Consider the following 12930-nt stretch of genomic DNA (forward strand, 5'->3'; position numbering starts at 1 on the left):
ACCGTTTTCCTCCTATCCGATCGTCTTTGGTACTTTGAAGCTCTGGTCTTTTTCCAACGGTGCATTCGCCAGTGTCTCCGCACTGCCGTCTCCATTTGTCACGACATCTTCCCGGAATACATTCTTCACCGGAAATACATGTGACATTGGCTCGATTCCATCCGTATCCAGTTCATTTAAAGTATCTATATAATCTAACATTTTTTCCATATCTGCTTTGGCATCTTCTTTTTCCTGACCGGATAATTCCAGTTTTGCAAGAATACCAACGTATTCTATGGTCTCATCTGATATTTTGTTTGCCATCTTTCTGCTCCTTCTTTCCTGATGTTATCAATTCCCCTATACTTTATATTCAGTAAACTTATCTGTTATAAAAGCCATAATAATCTGTTGATGCAATCTGTTCTGACGGTGTAAGCCTTATTTTCAAGTCTTCTGACACTTCCATTGTTGCATTTTCCGGAATTACCAGATAATGGAATGTCTCTCCGTCTATTCCATCTTCCGACAGACACTGGCTCCATGAATTTATTTCTTCCTGTTCGTCCGAATAAATAATTACATCCACATTTCCAGCCCCTGATACACGGCTGAGATCATATATTCCCGGTTCGAGATTTCTTCCAGCCGTCAACGTTTTCTGACCTGTGATATCCACTGATTCTGTGAGCGGATTACTCTGTCCGGCCGTTTCCATTGCCTCTACATCCTGTGCATTATCGGTATGCAGTTTTACTGTTGTCCTACAATTTAATGTAAGATGCGCTCCTTTATAAAGACGGATATCCTTAATCTTGTCTTTCTTGCCCTCGGTATATTCATACAGATAGATGCTGTTCTCAGGATCATCGATCTGCACGGTGTCATAGTCATCTTGCGGTGTCACTGTATAGATTCCCTCCGGGATCTCCACACCTGCCACATAATTGCCGGAAGCAAGTTCATAGTCTGCACTTTCTCCTTCTTTCGGGATTTCCCAAGTCACATACTGATAATGATCATAGTCTGTTTCATCCGTATCATTTGTCTTTTGATCTCCCGTATCCTGAAATACACCTTGAACTGCATCTCCAACTGCATATTCTATATCGTACTTATGTTCCTCATAGAGATTACCCAAAACTGCAATCACGATAATTGCCAAAATCACTATTTTCAATGGTCTTCTCCGGTTTGTAATATCCGGAGTCTGCACATGCTTTCTCCGTTTTTTCCCGGTCATATCAGACTCATTCATACGGTAGCCTTGTTTTCCGTAATCTCTTTTTTTATGATTTGTCTCTTTGTGATTTATTTCCCTGTGATCTGCTTTCCTGTCCGGTCTGTGTTTTTCTTTCTCCTCATGTACATGTGTAAGCGGCATTCCGTCACAATCACTCCGGTTGATCCGGTAATTCTTATCCGATTTGCTGTTATCAAGCCCACATTCCGTACAGATTCCTCTACTGTTTAACTTTCCTCCGCATAAACTACATCTTTTTCCAAACATATGATTTCCCTCTCATGATATGTTATCACCGGTATCATATCTATGATACCTTACTTCCCGCTATGGTTCCAGTCTGCTTAAATCTCTTGGGAATAATGTAGTCTCTCTTACGTTGTCTTCTCCTAACAACTGCATCGTCAGACGTTCCAGTCCGATTCCAAGTCCTCCGTGTGGCGGCATTCCGTGCTTAAATGTCGCAAGATACTGTTCCATTCCTTCTTCTGTCATTCCCCTTGCCGCAATCTTGTCTGTCAGCATCTTATAGTCATGAATACGCTGTCCGCCTGTCGTGATCTCCAGTCCTCTGAACAACAGGTCAAAGCTTAATGTATATCTTGAATCTTCCGGATCATCCATAGCATAGAATGGACGCTTCTTGGATGGATAATGTGTAACAAATACAAAATCACTTCCCCACTCTTCTTTCGCATAACGTCCGATCAGTACTTCTTCTTCCGGCTCAAGGTCGAATGGATTTCTCATCTTATGGTTGTATTTCTCTGCAACAATTTCTTTGATATCTGCAAATTTCACTGCCGGGATCTGACTCACATCAGGGAGTTCAACACCCAATACTTTTAACTCTCTTGCATAATCTTTTTTCAGCAATTCCATCGCATACTGGAGGAATCCTGTCTCCATTGCCATGATGTCTTCAAATCCATCAATATATCCCATTTCAAAATCAAGACTGGTATATTCGTTCAGGTGACGCTTTGTGTTATGTTTCTCTGCCCTGAATACCGGAGCTGTCTCAAATACTCTGTCAAATACGCCGACCATCATCTGCTTATAGAACTGTGGACTCTGCGCCAGCACTGCCGGTCTGTGGAAATATTCCAGTTTGAAAATGTTGGCTCCCCCCTCGGCTCCTTTCGCTCCGATCTTCGGTGTATGGATCTCTGTAAATTCCTGACTGTAGAGGAAATCTCTGAATGCTCTTGTAAGTCCTTCCTGGATTCTGAATTTGGCACGCTCCCGGATATTTCTAAGGGAAATGGAACGGTAGTTTAATTTCGCTTCCAGAGATGTATTCAATTTCCATTTTGAAATTGCAAGCGGCATCATCTCGTCTTCCGGCTCACTTAAGATTTTTACGCTCTCCATACGGATTTCAATTCCATTTGGTGCTTTTTCATTCTCTTCTACGACGCCTTCTACTTCGACTGTTGCTGCTTCTTTGATGTCTTTCAGTTCGAAATCAGCACTGCCTTCTTCATAGACACACTGAAGCAGACCTTCTCTTTTTCTTAAGATCACAAATGCAACAGTTCCCATGTCACGGATCGTATGCACTGCTCCGTTGACTTTTACCTTTGCTCCTGCTTCTGCCTGTTCCAGTAATTCACTGATTTCTTTTGTCTCTTTTGGCTTTACACCTGTTAAATACTCCATGTTCTTTTCCTCCTTTTCTTCCCGGGACGAATAACGGTTATAAACATAAAAATCCGCCCTGGAATACATACTTGTATCCCGGGACGGATATCATCATCGTTATCCGCGGTACCACCCGCATTGAATCTCAAAGCTGTATAGTGCTTTCTAAGATTCCTCTTTTCGTGCGTAACGTGCAGTCTACGTACCAACCTACTTTTCATTCAGCTTTACCATATTTACTTGTTCAGCTGGTCTGCTCCAGAGTGTTCCCTATTGTCCTCATTCCCCAAGCAGTGCTCTCAGTCGGTGACACCACATTCCTGTCAGGTTCCAGAGTCCAGAGTCTCTTTCATCGCTTTACTATACTAAAATTTGTTTTAAATGTTAGCACATGTTTTTTCAGATTGCAAGAGGGTATTCTGAATTTTATGTAAAATGTCTTCCTGGCTTTTCATTTATGACTTGTTATGGTATTATTTACTAAATTAGTGCAACTCTATTTTTGAATGTAACCCTATCATTCCACGCAAGGAGGATATATTATGACTCAGAAAAAGAAGTATTACTTTTGTTTTGCACTTGCCATATCCATCTGTATGACCGTGCTGATTCAGGTATTTCAGTTGTATTCTTTACCGATACTTGGTATATTGGAGCTTTTTATGCTCGTGAATGTATGTATGATCGCAGTGAATATATTTAACCGCAAGTGTTTGAATCATGTTGGAACGCTGATTATTACAGGAAGTTTGTTTCTTTTCCTACTTGCGCGGAATACATTTTTATTTTTGTTTTCTTTTTCTATTTAGTTCATCATCGTGGCTTACCCCGGTCCATGAGAAAGACTTGGTATTATGTTTGTTGCTGGATGTCACGATGCAGAAGTTCTAAGGCAGTCCGCCTTCCCTAAGAACGAAAGGGTCTCCGCTCAAAACTCACCCCTACGGGGTTCAAACAGTTCGCTCCGTCCCTTTAACGGGAAGTCAAACTGCCTAAGAACTTCTACACATCGCGCCAAAATACGCATCAAACACAATACCAAGTCTTTCTCATGTCGTGATTGGCCAATGATAATGAATTCAATAGATGGATTGTAACCGTTGTGTAGCCGGAAAGTTGTGGTGAAACCATTGATTTTCCGGCTTTTTCGTACACTTCCGGTATCACAAAGGTTACGGTTCCTCTGTTTAATTATTATGGCATGCGAAACCTCAGGAATAAAACTACAAGGTCCCAGCCTGTGCATACGGACTCATGGTTGGAAATTCTTAAGTAAAAAAGTTGACCGTTTGCTCACAAAAATCCACTGTCTGAGACGAATGTCGAGTTTGGATTTTTTGTGAGCTCGTTTTTAGGTCAACTTTTTTGCTTTAGAATTTCCCCATGTTGGAGTCAGCACAGGCTGGGACCTTGTAGTTTTATTCTGGTCGGTGACAGCCGCCATGATGCATTAAATAGAAATCAATTCTAAAATCCGGAACTCCTCTGCCTCTTTCCCTATCTGACACAACAAGCACCGCATTCCCGCATCCGTGATCTTACCATCCAGTGTCATAGTTACTTTCTGATTCCCATTTTCTGTCATCAGATTCATAGCATCAATCTGGATTCCATTTAACTTTGTCATGTTCACGAACAGGTTCAGATCACTTGTCTCTTTTGGGCAGGTAAATCCAATCTTTACCTGTGTATGTTCGGTCTCAGCTGTCAGTCCTGCTGCCGCCAGAGCTGCCGTCATAACTTTTTCCTGCATCTCTGGTAATAATTCATATTCATATTTTCTGCAAAGGCTCATTAAGTGTCTCAGGAATGTTTTATATTCTTCCTGAATCTCCGGATCCACATCCGTGGCTCTTTTTTCAATGATTTCAAGTTCTCTTTCGAGAACAAATACATCTCCTCCGGTCTGAGCTTTTACTTCTGCTACATGTTTCCCACACTCCATGCGTTTCAGAAACAGTGGTTTCATCTGTGTATCCACCGCATCAATACCTGCACGTACTTCTTCCAATGTCATAACTTTTTTCCTCTCTTACTATCAACATATACGATCGGCATACCAGAATATCTTCTATAATAAAGCTCTCTGTCTGTCCAGTTCTGCTCTGATCTTTCTTATATCTGCTTCGCCGTATTCTGCCTGTACAGCGGCTGCCACTCCGGCCGAATGTCCGGTGGCAAAACAGGTTCCCATAACCCTTACTGCCGCAAATGCTGCTTCATCTGCAGATATCATCCTTCCGGCCGCATACAGATTCCCGATATTATCTGACTGCAAAGCCCCAAGTGGTATATCGAACCAGCTTCCTTCTTTCACATCCATATATGTTGCCATCTTATCTGTATCTTTGTGGATCTCCGGCTTCCATCCGCCTCTTGCCACACCATCTTCACATTTTTTTCTGTTCAGTACATCTTCCGCTTTTATCATCGACTTTCCTTTGATCCTTCTTGTCTCACGGAAACCGATAGACGGACCGATCATCGTCAGTTCACATTGCTCCATCCCCTTAAGATATCTGCGGAATGCCTCTACATAATACAACACCTGCCTTCTGGTGTCCAGTTCCATCTTCGTAAGTTCCTGACTGCTAAGCCCGGTCGGCATAACACTTGGAAGTAATACTGCTACCTGATTCGATCCTTCTCTTTTAAGAATAAATCCTTTTTCTCGCGTGAGATGCTGGATTCCTGCTTTTTTTGCCTTGATCACGGCCTGTTCTACAGCTTCCGGAGTCAGATCACAGGATATATCAACGCCACTTAACCGAAATGGAAGAGTTGCAGCCTGTACATTTCCCTCTTCATCCCGCCAGACGTATTCTCAATGATATGATACAGAGCAGTTAAAATACAGCATGTTAAAATACAGTTCTTTGCAGACAGGAACTCTGAAACTAGGCATGTTATGGGTTGGAGGTTATCTGAATCTTCCACAGCTGATCACGGATTATCATGACCGACATCCACTTGTCACCTGCCATCTTGATGTAGAAGGAAGCAAAACACTGTTTCATATGCTTAAAGCAAGAGATCTGCATGCAATCTTCATCATCGGTTCTGAAAAACAGCTGCGAAACCAGTCAGTCTGATATTGTAATACAGCTTGTCTCCAACAATCTGGCCATTGGATTTTCTTCAAACTCAATTGCAGTCCGGTTAAAGAATCCGGGATGTAAGATCGTGCCGCTTGAAGTTACTTTATCAAGACCGATCTACTATGTAACACACAAAGATATGCTGAATTATCCGACCGTTCATTCCTTTACAGACTTTATAAAAGACAGATTTCAGCCAGATAAACCAATACCGTAAAATGACTTGCGGATTTCTCTCTTCACCAGTTATAATAAACAGGAGAGAATCTATCTTTGGGGGATTATTATGATAAAAACATTGTTCAAACACATTTCAAAATACTACAAGGACACTTTTGTCCTGGCCATCGCAGGTGTTGCTGTCGGCGTCCTTGTCGGACTCGTTGATGCAGCATTCGGGCTGGGACTTAATGCCTGTACCGCTATCCGGACGAAATACTTCTGGTATCTGATCTGGTTCCTGCCTCTTGGCGGCGTCTTCATCTGGTTCATCTACCACCAGTTTGGCAAATCTGTCGCCAATGGTATGAAGATGGTCTTTCACGTCGGCCTTGGTAAAAACACCAAACTTCCAATCCGTATGGTGCCACTATCCGTCATCGGAACCTGGACAACACACCTGTTTGGAGGAAGTGCCGGACGAGAAGGTGTTGCTGTTCAGATTGGTGCGGCTGTTTCTAATAATATAGGACGTCTGGTTGATAAGACCATCGATATTGAGAACAGCCGTAAAATGTTCCTGATCACCGGTATGGCCGCCGGATTTTCTGGACTTTTCTGTACTCCGCTTGCTGCAATCTTTTTTGCATTGGAAGTACTGGTTGCCGGAAAACTTGAATATCATGCTTTGATTCCAGCAACGGTAGCCTCCATCAGCGCTGCATTTACATCCAGAGCACTCGGGCTTCGGAAATTCCATATTAATATACTGGAAACCTTGAATTACCACCCTTCTACCTACAATGCCGTTTTACTCTTAAAACTGGCTGCGATGGGACTGGTCTTTGGTATCGTTGGTTCTTTATTTGCTCTGATTCTTCGGTATCTGCGTTTAAAATTCGCTTTCCGTTTTTCTTCGCCTGTAAAAAAGGTTCTGATTATGGGATCTGTTGTCGCAATTCTTATGATGATCTTTCATCAGGGAAGATACTCCGGAACAGGCTCTAACCTGGTTGCTCTGTGCTTTGACGGTATTACAGACGATATATATGCTTATGACTGGATTCTTAAGATGGCTCTTACGATTCTGACACTTTCCTCCGGATTCATCGGCGGTGAAGTTGCACCTCTGTTTTCCATCGGTTCCTGCTTAGGATATGTACTTGGACCGGTATTCGGATTTGATCCGATGTTCGGTGCAGCTCTTGGATTCGCTTCCGTGTTCTGCAGTGGATCAAATACTTTGCTTGCAGCTATCCTGGTCGGCGTGGAAAGTTTCGGATATAATATGCTCCCATTCTTTTCGGTTGTATGTTTTGTATCGTTTATCTTTAACTTTAATAATTCGATCTTTACAGCACAGAGAGTTGCATTTACGCATCCTGTACGGCATCAGCGGTTGAAACAGCGGATTGCACCAAAGGGGAATTAACGTATTAGCATATACATAATAGTTCCTGCAAGTAGCAATGTATCTTACATACTTTGTATCTACAGGACTTACCACTGGCAGCTCTTTACGAATGCATGACAATAAAAAATAAGTGTACATCCTTCCACCGAAGAATTGTACACTTATTTTTATTTTCTTATTTCAATCTTAATTTCTTATAACACAACTTCCGTGTCTTCCAGAACCTGCCTCAGACTCCTATGCCATGATTGGTTTCAGTGCCTCAGCAAGCTTGTCCTTCTCAGCCTGTGCCTCAGCAAGATCATTACCAAGTGTTGTGTAGTAAATCTTAATCTTAGGCTCTGTTCCTGAAGGACGTACGATAACTGTCTCATTGTTCTCAAGCTTGTAAACTAATACATTTGCTGCCGGAAGTCCTGTTTCTTCTGTCTTAGTATAATCTGTTACTTCTGTTACCTTGTATCCAGCGATCTCTGCCGGTGCATTCTCACGCAGGTTCTGCATGATTCCAGACATCTTGTCCATTCCACTGAGTCCAGGGAATTCAAAGCTGTCGATCTTGTTGAGGTAACGTCCGTACTCTGCATAGATCTCTTCCAGTCTCTGTTTCAGAGAGCTGCCGATACTTCTGTAGTAAGCTGCCATCTCACAGATCAGCATAGATGCGATAACGGCATCTTTGTCACGTACATATGGTCCTGCAAGGTATCCGTAGCTTTCCTCAAATCCAAAGATGAATCTGTCTACTTCGCCTGCTGCCTCTAACTGTGCGATCTGGTCTCCGATCCATTTGAATCCTGTCAGTACGTTTCTTAATTCTACTCCGTAATGAGCTGCTACTGCATCAGCAAGTGGTGTAGATACGAGAGATTTGACTGCTACTGCTTTTTCAGGCATTGTACCTTTCTCGATACGTCCTGCACATATGTAATCCAGAAGAAGTACTCCGACTTCGTTACCGCTTACTAATTCATAAGATCCATCCGGGCACTTCATAGCGATACCTACACGGTCTGCATCTGGGTCAGTTGCAAGCATAAGGTCTGCATCTGACTCTTTTGCAAGGTTCAGTCCAAGCTCCAGTGCCTCAAAGATCTCTGGGTTTGGATAGCTGCATGTTGTAAAGTATCCATTTGGATATTCCTGCTCCGGAACGATTGTGATATCTGTGATTCCGATATCTTTTAATACCTGTGTTACAGGAACAAGACCTGATCCATTTAATGGGCTGTATACCAGTTTTAATCCGGCTGTCTTACACAGTCCCGGACGAACCTGACGGGATTCGATCGCATCATAGAGTGCTCTCTTGCAGTCATCTCCTACAAATCTGATCAGTCCTTCTTCTACACCTTCTGCAAATGACATATATTTTGCTCCGGTCAGAACGTCTGTCTTCTGGATCTCTTCGTATACGATTGCAGCCGCATCGTCTGTCATCTGACATCCGTCCGGTCCGTATGCTTTATATCCGTTGTATTTTGCCGGGTTATGAGAAGCTGTTACCATAACACCTGCATTACAGTTATAATAACGTGTTGCAAATGAAAGTGCCGGTACAGGCATCAGTGCATCGTAGATTCTTACTTTGATCCCATTTGCTGCAAGTACACCTGCTGCTGTCTTGGCAAATACATCACTCTTTAAACGGCTGTCATAACTGATTGCTACAGTCTGTGTTCCGCCCTGTGTCTTTACCCAGTTAGCCAGTCCCTGTGTTGCCTGACGTACTACATAAATATTCATACGGTTCGTTCCTGCTCCGAGCACTCCGCGAAGTCCGGCTGTTCCGAATTTCAGTGCTACCGCAAAACGTTCCTTGATCTCATCATCGTTACCCTCAATTTTTGACAATTCCGGCTTCAGATCTGCATCTTCAAGATCTGCCGCAAGCCAGCGTTTGTATTCTTCCTGATACATTTTTTATCACTCCTACTTATTTCTTTTCCGGGCTTTTTGTATATTTTCACAACAAACCTATTAATAATATACCATTTTTTATACTTTCAGGCAATAAATGTACTGTAAATTATGTGAAAACTTTTCGTCATTTTTCTCAAAAATCAGAAAAAGGCGGAGGGCACATTTTCTGTGCTGTTTCCGTCTTTTTTCTGAAATTCCAAATTCTTTCTATTGATATGTTTTATTTATCTACCGACATCATATTTTCTACGATTGAACTTCCGACCTCATATACCATATTGGAATCTTTAAGCTGTACATAACGGTTATCACCATTTACATTTCCAACATAGACAGTACACGTTTTCTTATCCCCTGAAGTACTATCCTTATAAGTTGCCGTTACCGTAATCCGGTTTGCTTCATCCAGACCATATTTTGCAAGATCTTTTACATTATAATCTGCACACTGGGTAAGTGAGATGGTTCCCCATCCGCCTGCCAGTTCGGCCCGCTCTTTCTTTTTCTTATAAGTCGTAGTCTTACCGTTTTGTGTTACCTCTACCTTCTTAAGGTTTCCACTGCTGATCGATGGCAGTGTGTCATTCTCCGTCAGAGATGACAGGTCGAATACAAGATCCGATACCAGTGTACCTGAGATGGTATACACCGCATCCGAATCCTCGATCATTGCATAATAATTGTCTCCGGCCGCATTACCAATCTGAATCGTTCCTTTGGTTCCGTCCTTTGCTGCGTAGGTAACAGTGTAATCCGGACTATCCAGTCCATAGTCTGATTTTTCATCCGGATCACTTAACTTGCGGACTGCCGTAAGTCCTGTGATTTCTTTTGTCGTACTCTTGATCGTGCTCTGGTTCAGACGTACTCCGTCATCCTCATCGTATACCCATTCGCCATTCTCTTTGGTAAAGCTCATCTTACTTCCGCCGCTTTCATAGGCAAATGACTTCAGACTCTTTACATCTACCAGGCTGACTTTTTCTTTGTCTTCTTTTGCCTTCTTCTGCCTGTCACTGTGACTGTTCCATGCTTTCAGACCTCCGTACAGTACCAGCAGTACAGCAAGCACGACCACCATGATGAGCATTGTCTTTTTCTGTTTCATCAAAGTTCCCCTTTTCTGTCCATAAATATTCTTAATTTACGCTTTTCTTCTCTTCCACCAGCGCATGAATCCATAGATCAGAATTACAAGCGGAATTCCGAAGATTGTCAGGATGCTAATGATTCCCGCATGCTGCATCGTGTTGTTACTTACTTCCAGGCTCTTTGCCTTGATTGCTACGTTCTTTGTCTTGTCAAAGTTCGCTGTCACCGCGTTCATGAACAGGTCCAGGTTCTCCAGTGTTGTATACGTATCTGTAATCTGCGAATCGATCATGCTTTCAGAAGAAATCACTGTCAGACGGCTGGTCTTTGTCGCATCAGACGAGCTGTCTTTGGAAGAACTGCTGTCGGACGAATCGTCGGATGTGATCTGCTCGGTTGCGACTGCTCCCAGTGTATAGGTTCCTTCTTCCTGCTTATCCTCTGTCACGGCATAAGAATTATCGGATGTCTGCATAAATGCCGTTGTTGTGATCGTATCTCTTGCCGGATCTGTTGTAATCAGACCGTGTGCATTGATCATCAGTACCATCTCTGATTCCAGATTATTGGCCAGATCATCTGTTGCTGTGATCTCAGGAAAGATATAATAGTAGTTGCCCTGGTAGCTTCTCTGCATATCCGCAATGTAACCATCTGCTTCCTGCATACCATATTCTTTCAGTACTTCATCCAGGTTCGGTGTCTCATCCTCAGAATCTCCAAGAATGATAAATACCTTTCCGCCCTTTTTCAGGTAATTCAGAAGTAATGTTTTCTCATCATCGGAAATGTCTTTTGATGAGGCATCCATAAATAACAGATCACAATCGTCAGGAATTTCACCTGTCATCATCAGATTCACTTCATCTGTCGTCAGATTATTCTTACTGAACAGTTTTATCACAGAATCTGAAAATGTTGCTTCTCCGTGTCCTGTTGTATAATATATCTTCTCTGTCTGTTCACTTGTAACCGAATTGATCGCACTTGTAAACTGACCTTCTCCGTCGAATTCAGATGCAGAACTGCTTCCTGTCGTATAGTAGGAATAAGAATCCGAAACTAAAATATCATCAAAAGAAACGGATTTCGTTTTTCCGGTATCTTTACAGGAGATTACGATCGTATTCTTATCGACTCCCGCTTTCGTAAGTGCTGCCGGATGCAGAACAGGATCGATCCATTTTACACTGATCTTATCGGACAGCGCCGTATATTTCTTAATGAATGATTTGATCCTTGTATCTGTCGAATCTTTTTCTGCATAGATTTTAAATGTTACTTTTTTATCCAGTTTGTTCAATACCTTTTTACTGGTCTTTGATACTCCGTAAATGTTGTTATCACTGATATCTATGCTCTTAACATTCTCCGGAAGCTGACCTGCGATCAGATTGACAACGATCACCATGCAGATCACAAGTACGATCATTCCCACACTGTAACTTCCGTTTTTCGATGATGCACTCCGGAATGACTTCTTGATTTTTTCTAACATTATGCCCCTCCTAACTCCAACGTCTCTTCTGAATCATCTGCATCGTCAAAAAGAAGAACAAGACGATCAGCGACAGGTACAATATAATCCCGCTCACATCCAGAAGATGGTTATCGGCAATATTGGAAAATACTTCTGTCAGTTCCAGTTTGCCAAGTACTGTGGAAAGCAGACTTTCAAACACTGTTTTCTTTACAAAGTAAGTAATCAGTGTTCCTGCCAGTACGATCAGCTCCAGTACCCCGCTGATCACGACATTTTTCGTCATATTCCAGACTGCAAGTACGACCAGCGTCAACAACACCGCAACTGCCAATGCATTTGCCCATGCTGCCGAAGGGATAAAGTTCAGGATGCCGCTCCAGAGATAAGTCAGAAGCAGGATACCGAATGCGCCGATTGCCGCAATGATCACACTTTCTGTCAATGAAGAGACAAACATTCCAATGGAAATATATACGCATCCGAGTAAGAAGAACACAAGGATTGCCAAATAGTCTACCTTAATGTATGCCGTCCCCTGCGCTTTAATGATCAGTGGAAAGATCAGATAGATCACACACGGTACAGCCGTGATTGTTACCATTGCAAGATATTTTCCAAGCACGATCTCGAACAGGCTGACCGGTGCTGTCAGTAACATCTGATCCGTCTTATTCTTCTTATCTTCTGCAAAGCAACGCATCGTCAGGATCGGAATTGCTACCAGGTATACGAACAGAATCCCTGACAATACATAAGAAAAGTACGGATATCCATAGTTCAGGTTATACGCCAGGAAATAGATTCCCGTATAAGCTACCAGGAAAGCGATAAATACATATCCTATCATAGAATGAAAATAGGATCTTAACTCTCTTTTATAGATGGCTCTCAT

At 42.5% G+C, this 12930-nt stretch carries 11 protein-coding genes and 1 pseudogene; 3 read left to right on the plus strand and 9 right to left on the minus strand.

Annotated features, from left to right (window positions below; translation table 11 throughout):
* Window positions 1-12: 12 nt before the first annotated feature.
* From gatC to NQ508_RS10420, 5 genes and pseudogenes are all read right to left on the minus strand, one after another.
* Window positions 13-306: an Asp-tRNA(Asn)/Glu-tRNA(Gln) amidotransferase subunit GatC gene (gene gatC / locus NQ508_RS10400; protein WP_006428030.1), complete on the minus strand. Its 294-nt coding sequence runs from the start codon at window positions 304-306 to the stop codon at window positions 13-15.
* 58 nt (window positions 307-364) lie between these two features.
* Window positions 365-1492 (minus strand): hypothetical protein, encoded by a 1128-nt coding sequence (locus tag NQ508_RS10405; protein ID WP_044920269.1) that lies wholly within the window; start codon window positions 1490-1492, stop codon window positions 365-367.
* Between the two features lie 60 nt (window positions 1493-1552).
* On the minus strand, window positions 1553-2887 hold the full coding sequence (gene aspS, locus NQ508_RS10410; protein ID WP_044920267.1) for an aspartate--tRNA(Asn) ligase: 1335 nt from the start codon (window positions 2885-2887) through the stop codon (window positions 1553-1555).
* 1432 nt (window positions 2888-4319) lie between these two features.
* Complete coding sequence (locus NQ508_RS10415) at window positions 4320-4886, minus strand: chorismate mutase (protein WP_006428531.1); 567 nt, start codon at window positions 4884-4886, stop codon at window positions 4320-4322.
* A gap of 54 nt (window positions 4887-4940) precedes the next feature.
* Window positions 4941-5660 (minus strand): annotated as a pseudogene (locus NQ508_RS10420) (FAD-dependent oxidoreductase); the annotation flags it as partial.
* Between the two features lie 67 nt (window positions 5661-5727).
* On the opposite strand from NQ508_RS10420, the gene NQ508_RS10425 reads away from it, so the two are divergent.
* The 3 genes from NQ508_RS10425 to NQ508_RS10435 all read left to right on the plus strand — a co-directional run bounded on the left by NQ508_RS10425 (window position 5728) and on the right by NQ508_RS10435 (window position 7558).
* Window positions 5728-5961 (plus strand): LysR substrate-binding domain-containing protein, encoded by a 234-nt coding sequence (locus tag NQ508_RS10425; RefSeq protein WP_049940536.1) that lies wholly within the window; start codon window positions 5728-5730, stop codon window positions 5959-5961.
* The gene (locus NQ508_RS10430) at window positions 5909-6184 is read left to right on the plus strand and encodes a LysR family transcriptional regulator substrate-binding protein (RefSeq protein WP_044920418.1); all 276 of its coding nucleotides are present in this window, start codon (window positions 5909-5911) and stop codon (window positions 6182-6184) included. The genes NQ508_RS10425 and NQ508_RS10430 overlap by 53 nt, the downstream gene beginning before the upstream one ends.
* A gap of 69 nt (window positions 6185-6253) precedes the next feature.
* On the plus strand, window positions 6254-7558 hold the full coding sequence (locus NQ508_RS10435) for a chloride channel protein (protein WP_006428526.1): 1305 nt from the start codon (window positions 6254-6256) through the stop codon (window positions 7556-7558).
* Window positions 7559-7777: 219 nt separating this feature from the next.
* Here NQ508_RS10435 and NQ508_RS10440 read toward each other — a convergent pair whose 3' ends face one another.
* The 4 genes from NQ508_RS10440 to NQ508_RS10455 all read right to left on the minus strand — a co-directional run bounded on the left by NQ508_RS10440 (window position 7778) and on the right by NQ508_RS10455 (window position 12930).
* Window positions 7778-9460: a phospho-sugar mutase gene (locus NQ508_RS10440; protein WP_006428525.1), complete on the minus strand. Its 1683-nt coding sequence runs from the start codon at window positions 9458-9460 to the stop codon at window positions 7778-7780.
* Window positions 9461-9683: 223 nt separating this feature from the next.
* A complete protein-coding gene (locus NQ508_RS10445) occupies window positions 9684-10571 on the minus strand; it encodes a DUF4340 domain-containing protein (protein ID WP_006428523.1) in 888 nt (295 codons plus the stop codon).
* 36 nt (window positions 10572-10607) lie between these two features.
* Entirely contained in the window at window positions 10608-12053 is a 1446-nt protein-coding gene (locus NQ508_RS10450) for a GldG family protein (protein ID WP_006428522.1), read from the minus strand.
* Window positions 12054-12063: 10 nt separating this feature from the next.
* Window positions 12064-12930: an ABC transporter permease subunit gene (locus tag NQ508_RS10455; RefSeq protein ID WP_022415059.1), complete on the minus strand. Its 867-nt coding sequence runs from the start codon at window positions 12928-12930 to the stop codon at window positions 12064-12066.

It is taken from the genome of Dorea longicatena, from assembly GCF_025150085.1.
Classification (GTDB): Bacteria; Bacillota; Clostridia; order Lachnospirales; family Lachnospiraceae; genus Dorea_A; species Dorea_A longicatena.

What these genes read in the sequence shown, in the direction of transcription:
- NQ508_RS10405 (WP_044920269.1), bottom strand. Translation starts at nt 1,492, where the DNA reads ATGTTTGGAAAAAGATGTAGTTTATGCGGAGGAAAGTTAAACAGTAGA.
- NQ508_RS10455 (WP_022415059.1), bottom strand. Translation starts at nt 12,930, where the DNA reads ATGAGAGCCATCTATAAAAGAGAGTTAAGATCCTATTTTCATTCTATG.
- NQ508_RS10435 (WP_006428526.1), top strand. Translation starts at nt 6,254, where the DNA reads ATGATAAAAACATTGTTCAAACACATTTCAAAATACTACAAGGACACT.
- NQ508_RS10445 (WP_006428523.1), bottom strand. Translation starts at nt 10,571, where the DNA reads ATGAAACAGAAAAAGACAATGCTCATCATGGTGGTCGTGCTTGCTGTA.
- gatC (WP_006428030.1), bottom strand. Translation starts at nt 306, where the DNA reads ATGGCAAACAAAATATCAGATGAGACCATAGAATACGTTGGTATTCTT.
- aspS (WP_044920267.1), bottom strand. Translation starts at nt 2,887, where the DNA reads ATGGAGTATTTAACAGGTGTAAAGCCAAAAGAGACAAAAGAAATCAGT.
- NQ508_RS10450 (WP_006428522.1), bottom strand. Translation starts at nt 12,053, where the DNA reads ATGTTAGAAAAAATCAAGAAGTCATTCCGGAGTGCATCATCGAAAAAC.
- NQ508_RS10440 (WP_006428525.1), bottom strand. Translation starts at nt 9,460, where the DNA reads ATGTATCAGGAAGAATACAAACGCTGGCTTGCGGCAGATCTTGAAGAT.
- NQ508_RS10415 (WP_006428531.1), bottom strand. Translation starts at nt 4,886, where the DNA reads ATGACATTGGAAGAAGTACGTGCAGGTATTGATGCGGTGGATACACAG.
- NQ508_RS10430 (WP_044920418.1), top strand. Translation starts at nt 5,909, where the DNA reads ATGCAATCTTCATCATCGGTTCTGAAAAACAGCTGCGAAACCAGTCAG.
- NQ508_RS10425 (WP_049940536.1), top strand. Translation starts at nt 5,728, where the DNA reads ATGTTAAAATACAGTTCTTTGCAGACAGGAACTCTGAAACTAGGCATG.